The sequence below is a fragment of the Denitraticella aggregata genome (assembly GCF_048158365.1).
Classification (GTDB): Bacteria; Pseudomonadota; Gammaproteobacteria; order Burkholderiales; family Rhodocyclaceae; genus Azoarcus_F.
In genome coordinates this window covers 552,927-568,982 of record NZ_JBLLNL010000001.1, presented here as the reverse complement: position 1 = coordinate 568,982, position 16,056 = coordinate 552,927, and the positions used below count along the sequence as shown (strand labels likewise).

Here is a 16,056-nt window from a genome sequence, read left to right as displayed (position 1 = left end):
GGGTCACTGACACCTCGCGACGCCGGGCTCCGGCACCCAATCCTGTAACCTGAGAGAACCGAATGAACAATCCGATGCTCGATTTTTCGTCCTTCCCCCGTTTCGACGCGATCCGGCCGGAACATGTCGAACCGGCGATCACGCAGCTGATCGCCGAGAACCGCAGCCTGATCGAACGCTTGCTCGAGAAACCCGACGCGCCGACCTGGGACGATTTCGTCGTCCCATTGACCGAAGCCGGCGAACGTCTGGGGCGGGCCTGGGGTGTGGTCGGTCATTTCCACAGCGTCATGGACGTCCCCGAATGGCGCGAGGCCTACAACCACATGCTGCCCGAGATCTCGCGTTTCTATGCCGAGGTCGGTCAGAACCTGAAACTGTTCGACAAATACAAGGCGCTGCATGACGGACCCGAGTTCGCAACGCTCGCCCCGGTGCGCCAGCGCATCCTCGAGCATGAACTGCGCGACTTCCGTCTCGCGGGGGCCGAACTCGCGGACGAAGTCAAACCCCGCTTCAAGGAAATCCAGGAAGAACTGTCTGCGCTGGCCGCGAAATTCTCCGAAAACCTGCTCGATGCGACCAACGCGCATGCGGAGTGGATAGCCGACCAGGCCCTGCTGGCAGGCTTGCCCAAGGACGTGATCGCCGCCGCCCGCACGGCGGCCGACAAGGCCGGCAAATCGGGCTGGAAGTTCTCACTGCAGATGCCGAGCTATCTGCCGGTGATGCAGTACGCGGACAACCGCGACCTGCGCGCCCGAATGTATCGCGCCTATGCCACCCGCGCATCCGAGTTCGGCCCGGCGGAACTGGACAACGGTGGACTGATCGGCCGGATCCTGGCGCTGCGGGCCGAGGAGGCTAAGCTGCTCGGCTATCGCAACTATGCCGAGGTGTCGCTGGTCGCGAAGATGGCCGAGAGCGCCGACGAGGTGCTCGGCTTTTTGCGCGAGCTGACCGCGAAGGCGAGGCCGTTCGCCGAACGCGATCTTAAGGAGCTTCGCACGTTTGCGGCGGATGAGCTCGGCCTGGATCCGCTCGAACCCTGGGATGTCGCCTACGCGTCGGAAAAGCTGCGTCAGACGCGCTATGCGTTCTCGGAGCAGGAGGTCAAGCAGTACTTCCCCGAGCCCAAGGTCATCGAAGGCCTGTTCGGCCTGATCCGAAAGCTCTACAGCGTGGACATCCTGCCCGAGGACGGCCCGCGCTGGGACCCGGCCGCGCATTTCTTCCGCATAGAACGCAATGGCGACACCATCGGGCATTTCTTCATGGACCTGCATGCGCGAGAGACCAAGCGCGGCGGCGCGTGGATGGATTCGGCGCGCAGCCGGCAGCTCACCACGCGCGGAGTGCAGACGCCGGTCGCGTATCTGGTGTGCAACTTCTCCGGCCCGTCGGAGGGCAAGCCGGCCACCTTCTCCCATGACGACGTGCAGACGCTGTTCCATGAAGCCGGGCACGGTCTGCATCACCTGCTCACGCAGGTCGACGAACTCGCGCTGGCCGGCATCCATGGCGTCGAGTGGGACGCGGTCGAGCTACCCAGTCAGTTCATGGAGAATTTCTGCTGGGAGTGGGATGTGCTCGAGGGCATGACCGCGCATGTCGAGACTGGTGAACCGCTGCCGCGCGCGCTGTTCGACAAGATGATCGCTGCCAAGAACTTCCAGAGCGGCATGCAGACGGTGCGCCAGCTCGAGTTCTCGATGTTCGACCTGCGCCTGCACAGCGAGGTCGACGCGTCCGACGGTCCGGTTCCGGTCGAACGCGTGCTGGCGCTGCTCGATGAGGTCCGGCGCGAGGTCGCGGTGCTGACCCCGCCCACCTGGCACCGCTTCCCGCACAGTTTCTCGCACATCTTCGCCGGCGGTTATGCGGCCGGCTACTACAGCTACAAGTGGGCCGAGGTGCTGTCGGCGGACGCCTTCGAAGCCTTCGAGGAAGCCGGTGCAGGCAAGGGCACGCTGCTCGATCCGGTCACCGGAGAGCGCTTCTGGCGCGAGATCCTGGCAGTCGGCGGCAGCCGCCCGGCGATGGAGTCGTTCAAGGCCTTCCGCGGGCGGGAACCGAAGGTCGACGCCCTGCTGCGTCACAGCGGCATGGTCGCAGCCTGATCGTTACCCTCCCCTTTCAGCCAAGGACGCCTGCCGGGGTGGCGCCGCAGCGGGTCAGCGATGCGAACAGGGACGGCAGCCGGTCGGGCAGGCTTTCTACCCTGACCACGATGGTTTAGCGGTTGGGCCCGAAGATGCGCGACACATAGGGGTCGGCCGTGGGATCGAGGGTCAGGCAGTAGCAGCACACCCTGGGCGTGCAGGCCCTCCACCGCCTTGCGGGCGTCCTGGCGCAGCGTCTGCGGATCGCGCTCGTCGATGTCCGGCGGGCTTCGCCTGGTCGCAATCACCACGGCATCGTATTTAGCACCCCGCCTCCTAGGTGAGTTCAGCCGCCGATACCCGGGCATCGAGGTGTCCCTTCGGGTCACGAACCGCGAACAGGTACTCGCCAGCATCGCGGACAACCTGGACGACATCTACATCCTCGGTCAGCCTCCGGAAGACATCGACGTCACCTCCACACCGTTCATGGACAATCCGCTGCTCGTCATCGCGGCACCTGAACACCCCCTCGCGCGGCTCGAGAACATAGCGCTGACAAGGCTCGCCGAAGAGCCCTGGCTGATGCGCGAGGCCGGTTCCGGCACCCGCAAGGCGATCGAGCGTCTATTCGACCAGCATGATCTCGTCATCCGCCCACGCCTGGAACAGGGCTCTAACGAAGCGATCAAGCAGGCGGTCCTCGCCGGCCTCGGTGTTTCGGCCCTGTCCAGCCAGGCCCTTGCGCTGCATCCGCCCGGCCAGTTCGCAATTCTGGATGTCGAGCATTTCCCGATCCGGCGTCACTGGCATGCGGCCTATCCCGCCGACCGCGAATTGTCGCCCACAGCGCACGCCTTCATGGCGTACCTGCTGGAGAACCTCGACCGCTGAAATCACCGTTTCTGCATGAAGCGGTGCCAAAAATCCGTATCATTGGGAACACCCTTCGGAATCCACGCGCATACATGAAGATCGCCACCTGGAACGTCAATTCACTCAAGGTTCGCCTGCCGCAGGTGCTCGACTGGCTGGCCGAGCATAGCCCGGACGCGCTGTGCCTGCAGGAGCTCAAACTCGAGGACAAGGTCTTCCCGGTCGCCGAGTTCGAAGCGGTCGGCTACCGTGCAGCCTTCAGTGGCCAGAAGACGTACAACGGCGTGGCGATCCTGAGTCCGGTCGAACCCGCCGACGTGGTGCGCGACATCCCGGGTTTCGAGGACCCGCAGCGGCGGGTCATCGCGGCGACCATAGCCGGTGTGCGTGTGATCTGCGGCTATTTTCCGAACGGTCAGGCGGTGGCTTCGGACAAGTTCGAATACAAGCTCGCCTGGCTGGCCGCGCTGACCGAATGGGTGCGCGACGAGATGCGCACCCATTCGCGGCTGGTGCTGACCGGCGACTTCAACATCGCGCCGGAGGCACGGGATGCCCATCCGGACTGGAAAGACGAGATCCTCGTCTCGCCGCCCGAGCGGGCCGCCTTCGTCGCGCTCACCGGGCTCGGCCTGATCGACGCATTTCGCCTGTTCGAGCAGCCGGAGCCGAGTTTTTCGTGGTGGGACTACCGCATGGGGGCCTTTCGGCGGAACTTCGGCCTGCGCATCGATCACATCCTGATCAGTGACGCGTTGCGATCGGTCTGCACCGCTTGCGCCATCGACAAAGCGCCGCGCAAACTCGAGCGTCCATCCGATCACGCGCCGGTCGTCGCCGAGTTCGCGCTGCCCTGAGGCAAAATATCATCCTGTCGGCACAAAAACCGAACACACTGACCGAACAATATATTAGAATTAATCAATATTGTTTCTCAGGAGCGCTTCATGAAAACGAACGTAGGTTCCATCGACAAGATCATCCGCATCGTCGCCGGCATAGTGCTGATCGCATTGGGCATCATGGGCATCGGTGCGCCCTGGACCTTCATCGGGATCGTGCCGCTGGCCACGGGTCTGCTGGGCTGGTGCCCGGCCTACACGCTGATCGGTGCGAACACATGCTCGACGAAGAAGTGACGCGCGACTGAATGACCGATGCGGGCCGGGGCAGGTGCCGGCCCCGGCATTGCCGCATCACATACGCGCTGCAACGTAGTTGGCGATTCGAACATAATCGGCCACGCCGAGCCGCTCGCCGCGCAGGCCCGGGTCGATGTTCAGCGCCTCGAATCCGCTCGCGTCCAGATGGTCACGCAAGGTGTTGCGTAGCGTCTTGCGACGCTGACCGAACGCTGCCGCGACGACCCGCTGGAATATTCCGTAGTCTGCCGCACCCAGGGCTTCCAGCGGCAAGGGCAGCAGGCGCACGATACTGGACGTGACCTTTGGCGCCGGGTGAAAGGCCCCGGGCGGCACATCGAACAGCCTGCCCATGCGGAATCGGTATTGCAGCATCACCGACAGGCGGCCGTAGTCGGCAGTGTCCGGTTCGGCCACCATGCGCATCACGACCTCCTTCTGTAGCATGAAGGTCATGTCGCTGACCCGTTCGGCGAAGGCGGCGAGATGGAACAGCAGCGGCGTGGAGATGTTGTACGGCAGATTGCCGACCACCCGGAGCGGCGCACCCAACGCGCCGAAGTCGAACTTCAGCGCATCGCCTTCGTGGATCGTCAGGCGCTCGGCGGGAAACCGGGTGCTCAGCCGCGCGATCAGGTCCCGATCGATCTCGACCACATCGAGATGCCCGAGGCGCGCGAGCAGGGGTTCGGTCAAGGCCCCCAGCCCCGGACCGATCTCGACCATGGTGTCGCCCTCGGCCGGACGGATCGCGTCGACGATCTTGCGGATGATGTTCGGATCGGTCAGAAAATTCTGACCGAAACGCTTGCGCGCGCGATGGCCGCTCAACGCGCACCACCCGCTTCGGGGTCGGGAAACACGCCGTTGCCGTGCCGCATCGCGCTCGGGAGATCGGCGGCGGGCACGACCTGCTCCGCGTCGTCTGCCGCGTGTTTCATCATCGCGACGGCCAGATCCACCGCCGCGATCAGGCTACCCGGGTCGGCACGCCCGCTTCCCGCCAGATCCAGCGCGGTGCCATGATCGACCGAAGTCCGTATGATCGGGAGGCCCAGCGTGACGTTCACGCCGCCCCCGAAACTCGCATGTTTCAGTACCGGCAGACCCTGATCGTGATACATCGCGAGCACCGCGTCGCCTTGCTCGAGCGTGTGCGGCACGAACAGCGTATCGGCCGGCAACGGGCCAATCAGCCTCATGCCTTCGGCGCGCAGGCGCTCAAGCACCGGCACGATCACGTCGATCTCCTCGCGCCCCATGTGCCCGCCTTCTCCGGCATGCGGATTCAGGCCCGAGACCAAGATCGTCGGGTCGGTCAGCCCGAAGCGTCGGGTCAGATCGCGATGCAGGATGCGAAGCGTGTCGACCAGCATGTCGGGTGTCAGCGCCGCAGGAACGGCCGCAAGCGGCAGATGCGTCGTCGCCAGCGCGACCCGCATGCCACCCCCCACCAGCATCATCACCACCCGCGACGTGCCGGTTCGTGCGGCGAGATACTCGGTGTGACCGCTGAACGCAATCCCCGCGTCGTTGATGACCGCCTTATGGACGGGTGCGGTGACCATCGCGACGAACTCGTGCGACACGCAACCATCGATCGCCCGATCCAGCATGTCCAGCACGTAGCGCGCATTGAGCGGGTCGACTCGACCAGCGGTCGACGCGGTCGCGAGCGGAACATGAACGACTTCCAGCAGGCCACCTGACTCATCGACGCCTGCAGCGTGTCCCCGCGCCGGATGGTTCGAATACGCACACACCCGCAGCGCAGGGCGCGATTGCGACACGCGCGCGCGCACGAGGTCGAGGTCGCCGACCACCACCAGGCGCGCACCGCAATCATGTTCGACCAGGGCGGCACACAGCTCCGGCCCGACGCCGGCCGGTTCCCCGCTGGTGATCGCGATGACCGGACGATCGCGTTCCAAGCGTTCAGTCCCGCTCGATTCGGTACTCGACATAGGTGCTGTCGCGCAATTCACGCAGCCAGTTGTCGTAGGCCTCATCGATCTTGCGCTCGCGCAGCGCGTTGCGTGCTGCGTTGCGCATGCGCTCGTTCGACACGTCCTGCACACGCCGTTCCACCACCTGAATCAGGTGCCATCCAAACGGCGAGCGAACGGGTTCGCTGACCTGGCCGGGTTCGAGCTCATCCATCGCACGCTCGAACTCGGGCACCGTGTCGCCCCGGAAGACCCAGCCCAGGTCGCCGCCACGCGCCGCGGACAGGTCGTCCGAATGGACCTTGGCGAGGTCCTCGAAGGACTCGCCCCCGCGCACCACGCGTTCGCGCAGTCCGTTCAGGCGAGCCTCGACTTCCGCATCCGACAGCACCTCCGAAGTCCGGATCAGGATATGTCTCGCACGCGTCTGTTCCAGCTCATCCGCGCCCGACAGTTCGCTGCCCCGCATGCCGACCAGCTTGACCAAGTGCAGGCCCGCCGCACTGCGCAGCACCGGCGACACTTCACCGGGTCGCAGATTGCGCACCGCCTCGGCGAACAGCGCTGGCAGGCTGTCCCTGCCCCGCCATCCAATGACGCCGCCGTTGACCGCGTCCGGCGCATCCGAGAACTCGGCCGCCAACTGGCCGAAATCCTCGCCTGCGCGGTGACGCTGCAGCACCTGCTCTGCTCGCTGCGCATAGCGATTGAGTTCGGCTTCGGACGGGGCCTCGGGCACACGGATCAGCACATGGGCAACCAGCACTTCCTCTCCGGAGAACGCATCCGGATTGTTCGCGATGAAATTGTCGATCTCGGCATCGGTCACGACGATCTGGCTCTCCACCTCGCGCTCACGCAATCGCGTCAGCAGGATTTCGGTCCGAATCTCCCCGCGGAAACGCTCCCACGAGATTCCGTCCCGATCCAGTGCCTCGCGCAACTGGTCTTCGGTCAGATTGTTGCTCTGTGCAATGCGCTCGATCGCACGCTCGAGCGTCATTTCATCGACCTGCACACCGATCTCCTCGGCCCGTTGCGCCTGCACCCGCTCCAGGATCAGGCGCTCGAGCAGTTGCCGCTCCAGTACGTCCTGCGGGGGCACCTGTATGCCCTGTCGATCCAACTGCCGCATCGTCGACTGGACCCGATCGCGCACTTCGACCGCAGTGATGACCTCGTCCCTGACCACCGCGACCACGCGATCGACCTCGATGGCGCGCTGCGCGAACACTTCGGGGACGGCTGCACCGAAGAACGCGGTCGTTGCAGTCAAAAACAGGGCGGCTTGGAGAATCATGCGCATGGCGATCTACAATTTGTCGTGTGGTGGGAAGATCAGTCGGAATCGAAGAAGCGGCCCGACATCGATCCGCCGATCTTGCCATAGCCCGGGACGCTGCGCGTCAACAGATTCACCGGGCTCGTCCCGATACTGCCCAGGCCGGTCAGCTCGAGCTGTATGAACAGTGAATTGGTGACCCGGTCGGGATCGATCGCAAACCGGTGCGCCGCGGTGCGAAACACCCAGCAACCGCAGGTACTGACGTACTCGACACCGGCCACCGCCTCGGTGACGCGATCGTCCCTGATGGACCGCGTGATCCGCCCGACGCCATACCAGCGCCTGCCGAGCGGCCACTGGCCGGATACGTCCACATCCTCGAGGCCCTCTCGGCGGCTGTCGAGAAAATCGAGCGCATAGCGATAACTCAGGTTCAATGCCTTGCCGACCTCCGGCTGGTAGCGCACCCCGAAGTTGAAGCGCTGCGTCTCGCCCTCGAACGGGTTGTAGCGCCAGAACGTATCCAGCGTCGTCGCCGACGTCACCCGACCGCTGAGCGCGGCCAGCACATCGGTGCGGCGCTCCACGCGGGGGTTTTCCACCGGGCGCTTGCCCAGTTCGTTCAGCGTCACCCGCTGGTCATCGAAGAAGAACTGCTGGCCGACCGTCGCACTGAGCCGCTCTGCCCCGGTGGCCGGGTCGATCAGGCGCGACGTGACGGCCGCGGTGAGCTCGTTCGCGTCGCCGACGCGGTCGACCCCGGTGTAGCGATTCTCGGTGAACATCTGCGCAAAGCCGAAGTCCAACCGGGCCGAATCGAAGACCGGAATATCCTCCTGGTCGCGGTAGGGGATGTAGACGTAGAACAGCCTGGGCTCCAGCGTCTGCAGATACGCCTGACCGAAGAATGCCGTGTCCCGCTCGAAGGTCAGGCCGCTATCCACCGACACGATCGGAAGGGCTCTGCCGATCGAGTTGCGCCCACCCTCGAGAGGCCGGTCGAGATCGTATTGCGTGAAATGCCCCCCGATCTTTGGCGTGACATAGAACGCGGGCCGCTGTATCGGCAGTGAGATCTGCGGATACAGGTGCGAGCGGCCGCCCTCGGCACGGTTGTCGTCCTCATGCTTGAACTCGACGTACTCGCTCTTGAATGCGAACGACGTTCCGCCCGGCAGGCCCGCCTTGTAGGCATCCAGCGTCAATTGCGGCAAGCGTTGGTACGGGGCCGTGCCGCTGAGCGTCTGAAAACTCTGCGCCCGCGCCTGGGCCGTCCACCACGGCCCGGAATAGGTCAGACGCCCCTCCCGCAACAGGTTCACCTGCGAGGCCACTTCGACCCGGGTACTCAGATCTTCGAAATACTGGTCGTCCGACACCCAGTTATAATCGACCGACGCCTGCAAGCGCGGCGTGATTCGTTGCGCATGGCGCAGGCTTGCAAGCGACCTCGACTCTCCGGTCTCCCTGTCGTCCGGCAACCATTCGCTGCGGATCTCGCCACTGTAGGTCGGCTGCAGATAGCGGAATTCGCCGCCCAGTTGCATGCCCCGGCGCCCCATGAAGCGCGGCGTGATCGTCGCATCGTAATTGGGCGCGATGTTCCAGTAGTACGGGACCGCCATGTCGAACCCAGTCCTGTTCGACACTCCGACCGAGGGCACCAAAAAACCCGACTGACGCTGCGCCACCAGCGGAAACTCCATCCACGGCAACCACAATATCGGAACGTCCATGAACACGACCGACGCGCCCCGGGCAACCCCCACTTCGCGGTCGTAATCGAGCGCGAGATCGTCAGCCCGGATGTACCAGTCGAGACTCTCGGGTTCGCAGGTGGTCCATGTTCCGTGGCGCGCGCGATACTGGTTTTCGCCCTCGAAATAGATCACGTCGGCCTGGCCAAATCCTGAGACGGCCCCGGCCGCTTCATCCGGACCTGCGCGGGACTGCCGGGTGAAGGCATACGTCGGAGCCTCGATCTCCCCGACCTGTTCGTGCACGATCAGCCGTGCCCGCTCGCCGGTCATCCGGTCCGCGTCACGCAGGAACTGGACGTCGCCCTCGGCCGAAACCTCGTCGGTGAGTTCGTTGTAGGTCAGACGGTCGGCCGTCACCGTCAGATCATCCCGCCTGAGTTCGGCCTGTCCTTCGGCCACCAGTTCCACCGAGCGCACGCCGGTGATGCGCAACCCGCGCACTTCGGTCATGCCGGGTTCTTTCGCCCCAGGCGCGGCCTCTGCTAGCGGGACGGGACCGGCAGGTGGCGGAGCGACCAAGGCGTCGATAGGTCCGCCAGGCCGGGCGTCGGCCGACGAATCAGACCCGGCCGTCCCCGGCACATCCTCGCTGCGAGAAGGATCTTCGTGTTCGACGGCCACCGGTGGCAGAGCGTCGCCGACTGACGGAGCCGCGCCCCGGCCGAAGGCATCCGTGGCGGGCGGTGCGTCCGACCGTTCGCGCGCCGGCACAGCCGGCTCCAGGGGTTCGATACGCTTCTCGACGACCGGAACCGTGTCTATCGCCGCCGGGGCGCGCCCTGCGGGACCCGGCGCTCTGATCAGGTCGGGTGACACGGTCAGCGGACGCAGCCCGTCCGCGTGCACGGCACCGACCAGGCACAGTAGCATCGGCAGCAGTCTGGCCCGCGTTTTCAAGCCTGTTGCGCGCAAAGCGCTTTCCTCGTTGAGTGGAACCGCCGGATCATTCCGGCGGCGTGACGGGATTTGATAAACTGCCGGATTTTACACCAAGGCCGGATCGCTGTCGGCTTCCCACACATCGAGGGACGCGACGATTCTCGAACCCGGCCCTGGCAGGACGCCTTTCCTCGACATGCTTCGGCGGAGACCCTCGTGAACCGAATCGATCGACTTGAACAATGGCTCGCCGGACAACTGCCGGACCAGCCCCTGGCGCTGCGCCCCGCTTCGGCGGACGCGAGTTTCCGTCGCTACTTCAGAGTCGGTGGAAGTGGCGCGGCCCCGTCGCGCATCGTCATGGACGCGCCGCCGGAACACGAGGATTGTCGCCCGTGGCTGAAGGTGGCCGCACTTTTCCGAGAAGCCGGCGTTCACGTGCCCGAGGTCATTGCCCAGGACCTCGAACAGGGATTCATCCTGATGTCCGATCTGGGGGACACAACGTATCTGGAAGCATTGCGGCCGGACAACGCGGCCCACCTCTATGCCGACGCGCTCGGCAGCCTGCTCGCTATCCAGAAGATCAGCCGGCCGGACGTGCTGCCCGACTATTCGCGGGAGAAGTTGCTCAACGAACTGCGGCTGTTCGACGAGTGGTATGTCTCGCGTCACTGCGCGTTCCGGCTGGACGAGGCGCAGCGCGCGATGCTCGCGACACTCTACGAGCGCATCATCGAAGTCAATCTGTCCGAGCCGCACGTGTTCGTGCACCGCGACTATCATTCGCGCAACCTGATGCGGATGGATGGCCGCGCCAATCCTGGCATCATCGACTTCCAGGACGCGGTATACGGCCCCATCAGCTACGACCTGGTGTCGCTGTTCAAGGATGCGTACATCACGTGGGACGAAGAGTTCACCCTCGATCTGATGATCCGGTACTGGGAGGCCGCGCGCCAGCTCGGACTGCCGGTTCGCGCCGACTTTGCCAACTTTCATCGGGATTTTGAATGGATGGGGGTGCAGCGCCACCTGAAAGTGCTCGGAATTTTCGCGCGATTGAATCATCGGGACGGAAAGGAAGGCTATCTGCGGGACATGCCGCGGGTCATGGAACAGCTGCGGCGCACCTGCACCCGTTACCGCGAGTTCAAGCCCCTGCTCAAACTGCTGGATCAACTCGATCCGCAACCGGCGTCGGTCGGCTACACGTTCTGATGGCCGGCTTCCAGTCTCCTGCAGCGGCCGGCGATCGCCGGCGGAGCCCACCATGAAGGCGATGATTCTGGCGGCCGGTCGCGGTGAACGAATGCGTCCGCTGACCGACACCTGTCCCAAACCTCTGCTCGAGGCGGGCGGGAAGCCCCTGATCGTGCACCAGATCGAGCGGCTGGCGACGGCGGGGTTCATCGACATCGTCATCAACCACGCCCACCTGGGCGAGCGGATCGAGACCGAGCTCGGCGACGGCACATCCCACGGCGTCAGCATCCGGTACTCGCGCGAGACCCAAGCGCTCGAGACGGCAGGCGGCATCCGCACTGCACTCCCGCTGCTGGGCGGAGACGCGTTCATCGTCGTCAATGGCGATATCTTCTGCGATGCAGACCTGGCCGCGCTCCGCCCGGCGGCTGCGCAACTGCGCGCCGACGGCGACCTCGCCCATATCGTGCTGGTTCCGAATCCGGTCCAGCATCCGGACGGCGACTTCGCCCTGGAGGACGGGCGGGTGCGTGCTCACGGGGCTCCCCGCTACACGTTCTCCGGCATCGGCATCTATCATCCCGCGCTGTTCTCGGATATCGGGATCGGTGAGAGACGCCCGCTGGGCCCGCTGCTGCGCGCGGCCATGACACAGGACCGGGTCGGAGGCAGACTGCACGACGGTTACTGGCTGGACGTCGGCACGCCGCAGCGGCTGGCCGAACTCGACGCGCGGCTGCGTCGGCAGGAAAGCCGACCGAACCCGACAGGGTGATGACGGTCGAAGCGGCGCACGGCACACTATAATGTTCGGCAGGCCTGCAACCCGGCTTACCGACAGTCATCAGCGCCGTGGTGCGCTCCGCCCCCAGGACAGAACACGACATGAACATGCCTGCCGAACACCCCGCCCTGGACATCGAACCCTTCATCGACCGTCGCCTGCGACTGATCGCACGCATGAACGCCGCGGGCGGCGGCGTCGCGGTGATTCCGACCGCAGCCGAGCGGCACCGCAATCGCGACACCCACTACCCGTATCGCTTCGACAGTTACTTTCATTACCTGAGCGGCTTCGGTGAGCCCGAGGCAGCCATCGTTCTGATCGCGGGCAAATCGCCCCGCTCCATCCTGTTCTGTCGCGAGAAGAACGAAGAACGCGAGATCTGGGACGGCTACCGGCATGGTCCCGAGCGGGCGCGGGCGCTGTTCGCCTTCGACGAGACCTGGACCATCGGCGACCTCGACATCCGCCTGCCGGACATGCTCGCGGACCAGCCGATACTGTGGAGCGGCTTCGGTTACGATCCGGCGTGGGACGAACGCATCACGCGCGCGCTGAATGCGGTCCGGGCGAACGCCCGTGCCGGCATCGTTCCGCCGCACAGCCTGCGCGACGTCCATGCCGAACTCGACGAGATGCGCCTGATCAAGGACACGAGCGAACTGGCGACGATGCGCCGCGCCGCGGAAATCTCGGCGGCGGGGCATCGTCGCGCGATGCGCCTGACCCGCCCCGGCATGCACGAATACGAAGTCGAAGCCGAATTGCTGCGTTCATTTCGCGCGGCGGGAAGCCAGTACCCGGCCTATCCCTCCATCGTCGCCAGTGGTCCGAACGCCTGCGTGCTGCACTATGTGGACAACAACCACCGGATGAACGACGGCGACCTGCTGCTGATCGATGCAGGTTGCGAACTCGACGGCTATGCATCCGACATCACCCGCAGCTTTCCGGTCAATGGACGCTTCAGCCCTGCGCAACGCGACATCTACCAGATCGTGCTGGCCGCACAGCATGCCGCGCGGGCCGAGATCCGGCCGGGCGCACACTGGAACCAGCCGCACGAAGCCGCGGTGAGTACGATCGCGCAGGGCCTGATCGACGTGGGTCTGCTGACCGGATCGCTGGACGCCGTGCTCGAACAGGGGGACTACCGTCGCTTCTACATGCACCGCACCGGCCACTGGCTCGGACGCGACGTGCACGACGCCGGCGAATACAAGCAGGGCGGCCAGTGGCGCACACTCGAGGCGGGCATGGTGATGACGGTGGAACCGGGCTGCTACATCCGGCCCGCTCCGGATGTGGCCCCGGAGTTCTGGAACATCGGCATCCGCATCGAGGACGACGCAGTGGTGACCGACGACGGCTGCGAGTACATCACGGATGCGGTACCGCGCGAACTCGACGAGATCGAGGCGCTGATGCGCGAAGGCGCCGATGCCCGTGCATGACGTACTGATCGTCGGGGCCGGACCCGTCGGCCTGGCGCTCGCGCTGGCGCTCAGGGAAGCCGAACTCGACATCGCGCTGGTCGATGCGCGCGATGCCGCCGCGACCGCGAGCGACCCTCGGGTACTCGCGCTGGCCCATGGCTCTCGCCTGACCCTGGAGAGACTGGGCGTCTGGGCGGACCTCGAGACCACGCCGATCGACAGTATTCACATCTCGCAGCAGGGCGGATTCGGCCGCACATTGCTCGAGGCGCGGGACCATGGTATCGACGCGCTCGGACACGTGACCTCGGCCGGCATGCTCGCCGCCGCGTTGCGTCGCGGCGTGGAGCGCGCCGGCATGACGATCATCGACCATACCCGGGTCGGTGCGTGCGCGGCGGACGGCGAGCAGCTCAGGGTCGGCCTGCATGCCAGCGACGGCACGTCTGCCGGGCGCACGGTGGTCGCGCGCCTGCTCGCATGCGCGGAAGGCGGACTCGACACCGGCGACGCGCGTGTGGTCCAGCATGACTATCATCAGACGGCCCTGATCGCGACGGTCGAGGTCGAGGGCGGACATGCCGGCCGTGCGTTCGAGCGTTTCACCCCTGACGGCCCGATCGCGCTGCTGCCCCATCGCGATGCGTATGCACTGGTCCATGTCACGTCATCCGATCTGGCCGAGGCGCTTCTTGGGCTCGACGACGCCCATTACTTGCAGACGCTGCAGGCGCACCTGGGCACGCGGGTACGCCTCACCGGCGTGACACATAGACTGCGCTACCCGCTGACGCTCCGCTATCGCCGCGAGCCGGTCGACATCCGGGCTCGTACGGTGTGGTTGGGCAATGCCGCCCAGACGCTGCATCCGGTCGCAGGTCAGGGTTTGAATCTGGCCCTGCGCGATGTGCATGCGCTGGCCGACACGCTGCTCGACCATCCCGGCGATCCTGGAGCGGCGTCCACGCTGAGCGCCTACGCCCGGGCACGCCGGAGCGACCGTGCCGCCACGATCGGCTTCACCGACACGTTGATCAAGACCTTCAGCAACGATGTCGCGCCCCTTCGCCACCTGCGCGGAGCGGGCTTGTTCGCACTGGACATGCTGCCGCCACTGAGCGGATTCATCGCCCGTCGCATGATGTTCGGTGCGCGCGCCTGGCCCTGAACGGCCGGCACGCCCCCGCCCGCCTTCCGAATGCGTCACAGCGACCCGCCACATCGGCGCGGAAGTATCCAAGCGTGTGACGCACGCAACACATCGAGCCAAAAGCGGGCGCCACACGCGCCACGAGGCTGCCGTGCGGGGGTCCCTTCGGTTAGAATGGCGCCTCCGTGTTTCGTGCCCTTCTACGAGGTTCCGTCAACCCGCCATGCAGTTCGCCGGCTTCACCTTGCGAAACAATCTGTTCGTCGCGCCGATGGCTGGCGTGACCGACCGTCCCTTTCGTCAACTGTGCAAGAAGATGGGAGCGGGCGTCGCGGTATCAGAGATGGTCACGTCCAATTCCCTGCTCTACGGCAGCGAGAAGACCCGACGGCGGGCCAACCACACCGGCGAGGTCGACCCGATTTCGGTCCAGATCGCGGGTGCCGACCCGGCGATGATGGCCGAGGCAGCACGCTACAACGCGGATCGGGGTGCGCAGATCATAGACATCAACATGGGTTGCCCGGCCAAGAAGGTCTGTAACGTGATGGCCGGCTCCGCGCTGATGCAGGACGAGGCGCTGGTCGCGCGCATCCTCGAGGCAGTGGTCAGGGCGGTGCCGGACACGCCGGTGACGCTGAAGTTTCGCACCGGCTGGAACCGCGACAACCGCAACGCGCCGACGATCGCGCGTATCGCCGAAGACAGTGGCATCCGCGCGATCGCGATCCACGGCCGCACCCGCGCAGATCAATATACCGGCAACGCGGAGTACGACACGATCGCCAGGGTGAAGACCCTGGTGCATATCCCGGTGATCGCCAACGGGGACATCACGTCCCCCGAAAAGGCGAAGCAGGTGCTCGATCACACCGGGGCGGACGGGATCATGATCGGCCGTGCAGCACAGGGGCGGCCCTGGATATTCCGCGAGATCGAACATTTCCTGGCAACCGGGGAGCATCTTCCGCCCCCGCTGGTGACCGAGATTCATCAGGTCTGCCGGGAGCATCTCGCCGATCTGTATGCCTTCTATGGTGAGGAGACCGGCGTGAAGATCGCGCGCAAGCACATCTCCTGGTACACCAGGGGGCTGGTCGGATCGGCGGCATTCCGACGCATGATGAACCAGTTGCCGGACGTATCGGCGCAACTCGACGCGGTCGATGCCTTCTTCGGCGGACTGGCCGCTCACGACGCCCGCCTACGCTATGAAGACGACTATCCGCAGGAGCTCGCAGCATGACTCACGCCAATGAAATCGCACAGTGCGTGGAGCGGGCGCTCGATCAGTATTTTCGCGATCTGGACGGCGAGAAGCCGTGCGCGGTGTACAGCATGGTGATTCGCAACGTCGAACGCCCGATGCTCGAATTCATCCTGCGCCAGGCCAATGGCAACCAGACGGTTGCTGCCGACATCCTCGGCATCAACCGCAACACGCTGCGCCGCAAGCTGACCGAACACGACCTGCTCTGAAAACGCGCGCT

General features: G+C 65.2%; 14 protein-coding genes. 10 read left to right on the top strand and 4 right to left on the bottom strand.

What is annotated here, in order from left to right:
• The first annotated feature begins 62 nt into the window (after positions 1-62).
• From ACKVEX_RS02730 to ACKVEX_RS02715, 4 genes are all read left to right on the top strand, one after another.
• Positions 63-2,120, top strand: a complete 2,058-nt coding sequence (locus ACKVEX_RS02730) for a M3 family metallopeptidase (RefSeq protein WP_473214140.1) — start codon at positions 63-65, stop codon at positions 2,118-2,120.
• Between the two features lie 258 nt (positions 2,121-2,378).
• Positions 2,379-2,996, top strand: coding sequence for a LysR substrate-binding domain-containing protein (locus ACKVEX_RS02725; RefSeq protein WP_473214139.1), 618 nt, complete (start codon positions 2,379-2,381; stop codon positions 2,994-2,996).
• Positions 2,997-3,070: 74 nt separating this feature from the next.
• Positions 3,071-3,835: an exodeoxyribonuclease III gene (gene xth, locus ACKVEX_RS02720; RefSeq protein ID WP_473214138.1), complete on the top strand. Its 765-nt coding sequence runs from the start codon at positions 3,071-3,073 to the stop codon at positions 3,833-3,835.
• Between the two features lie 90 nt (positions 3,836-3,925).
• Entirely contained in the window at positions 3,926-4,117 is a 192-nt protein-coding gene (locus ACKVEX_RS02715) for a YgaP family membrane protein (RefSeq protein ID WP_473214137.1), read from the top strand.
• A 57-nt stretch (positions 4,118-4,174) separates the two neighbouring features.
• On the opposite strand, the gene rsmA is transcribed toward ACKVEX_RS02715, so the two are convergent.
• From rsmA to ACKVEX_RS02695, 4 genes are read right to left on the bottom strand one after another with little or no spacing between them, the layout of a single operon-like run.
• Complete coding sequence (rsmA, locus tag ACKVEX_RS02710; RefSeq protein WP_473214136.1) at positions 4,175-4,951, bottom strand: 16S rRNA (adenine(1518)-N(6)/adenine(1519)-N(6))-dimethyltransferase RsmA; 777 nt, start codon at positions 4,949-4,951, stop codon at positions 4,175-4,177.
• Positions 4,948-6,051, bottom strand: coding sequence for a 4-hydroxythreonine-4-phosphate dehydrogenase PdxA (pdxA, locus tag ACKVEX_RS02705; RefSeq protein WP_473214135.1), 1,104 nt, complete (start codon positions 6,049-6,051; stop codon positions 4,948-4,950). Before pdxA ends, rsmA begins: the two co-directional genes overlap by 4 nt.
• A gap of 4 nt (positions 6,052-6,055) precedes the next feature.
• Positions 6,056-7,372: a peptidylprolyl isomerase gene (locus tag ACKVEX_RS02700; protein ID WP_473214134.1), complete on the bottom strand. Its 1,317-nt coding sequence runs from the start codon at positions 7,370-7,372 to the stop codon at positions 6,056-6,058.
• 32 nt (positions 7,373-7,404) lie between these two features.
• Entirely contained in the window at positions 7,405-9,561 is a 2,157-nt protein-coding gene (locus ACKVEX_RS02695) for an LPS-assembly protein LptD (RefSeq protein ID WP_473214133.1), read from the bottom strand.
• Positions 9,562-10,206: 645 nt separating this feature from the next.
• On the opposite strand from ACKVEX_RS02695, the gene ACKVEX_RS02690 reads away from it, so the two are divergent.
• The 6 genes from ACKVEX_RS02690 (at position 10,207) to ACKVEX_RS02665 (ending at position 16,045) form a co-directional block, all read left to right on the top strand.
• Positions 10,207-11,211, top strand: coding sequence for an aminoglycoside phosphotransferase family protein (locus ACKVEX_RS02690; RefSeq protein ID WP_473214132.1), 1,005 nt, complete (start codon positions 10,207-10,209; stop codon positions 11,209-11,211).
• Positions 11,212-11,272: 61 nt separating this feature from the next.
• Positions 11,273-11,971, top strand: coding sequence for an N-acetylmuramate alpha-1-phosphate uridylyltransferase MurU (gene murU / locus ACKVEX_RS02685; RefSeq protein WP_473214280.1), 699 nt, complete (start codon positions 11,273-11,275; stop codon positions 11,969-11,971).
• A 110-nt stretch (positions 11,972-12,081) separates the two neighbouring features.
• Positions 12,082-13,434, top strand: coding sequence for an aminopeptidase P N-terminal domain-containing protein (locus ACKVEX_RS02680; RefSeq protein WP_473214131.1), 1,353 nt, complete (start codon positions 12,082-12,084; stop codon positions 13,432-13,434).
• Positions 13,421-14,584 carry an FAD-dependent oxidoreductase gene (locus tag ACKVEX_RS02675; protein ID WP_473214130.1) on the top strand — a complete coding sequence of 388 codons (1,164 nt, stop codon included), beginning with the start codon at positions 13,421-13,423 and terminating at the stop codon, positions 14,582-14,584. Before ACKVEX_RS02680 ends, ACKVEX_RS02675 begins: the two co-directional genes overlap by 14 nt.
• Before the next feature lie 205 nt (positions 14,585-14,789).
• Positions 14,790-15,812 (top strand): tRNA dihydrouridine synthase DusB, encoded by a 1,023-nt coding sequence (dusB, locus tag ACKVEX_RS02670; protein ID WP_473214129.1) that lies wholly within the window; start codon positions 14,790-14,792, stop codon positions 15,810-15,812.
• Positions 15,809-16,045, top strand: a complete 237-nt coding sequence (locus ACKVEX_RS02665) for a helix-turn-helix domain-containing protein (protein ID WP_473214128.1) — start codon at positions 15,809-15,811, stop codon at positions 16,043-16,045. The genes dusB and ACKVEX_RS02665 overlap by 4 nt, the downstream gene beginning before the upstream one ends.
• Positions 16,046-16,056: the final 11 nt, after the last annotated feature.

Bases quoted from the DNA above. Each gene is read 5' to 3' on its own strand.
- dusB (WP_473214129.1), top strand. From the start codon at position 14,790: ATGCAGTTCGCCGGCTTCACCTTGCGAAACAATCTGTTCGTCGCGCCG.
- ACKVEX_RS02715 (WP_473214137.1), top strand. From the start codon at position 3,926: ATGAAAACGAACGTAGGTTCCATCGACAAGATCATCCGCATCGTCGCC.
- ACKVEX_RS02675 (WP_473214130.1), top strand. From the start codon at position 13,421: ATGCCCGTGCATGACGTACTGATCGTCGGGGCCGGACCCGTCGGCCTG.
- ACKVEX_RS02730 (WP_473214140.1), top strand. From the start codon at position 63: ATGAACAATCCGATGCTCGATTTTTCGTCCTTCCCCCGTTTCGACGCG.
- ACKVEX_RS02700 (WP_473214134.1), bottom strand. From the start codon at position 7,372: ATGCGCATGATTCTCCAAGCCGCCCTGTTTTTGACTGCAACGACCGCG.
- ACKVEX_RS02665 (WP_473214128.1), top strand. From the start codon at position 15,809: ATGACTCACGCCAATGAAATCGCACAGTGCGTGGAGCGGGCGCTCGAT.
- murU (WP_473214280.1), top strand. From the start codon at position 11,273: ATGATTCTGGCGGCCGGTCGCGGTGAACGAATGCGTCCGCTGACCGAC.
- ACKVEX_RS02695 (WP_473214133.1), bottom strand. From the start codon at position 9,561: ATGACCGAAGTGCGCGGGTTGCGCATCACCGGCGTGCGCTCGGTGGAA.
- ACKVEX_RS02725 (WP_473214139.1), top strand. From the start codon at position 2,379: ATGTCCGGCGGGCTTCGCCTGGTCGCAATCACCACGGCATCGTATTTA.
- xth (WP_473214138.1), top strand. From the start codon at position 3,071: ATGAAGATCGCCACCTGGAACGTCAATTCACTCAAGGTTCGCCTGCCG.
- ACKVEX_RS02680 (WP_473214131.1), top strand. From the start codon at position 12,082: ATGAACATGCCTGCCGAACACCCCGCCCTGGACATCGAACCCTTCATC.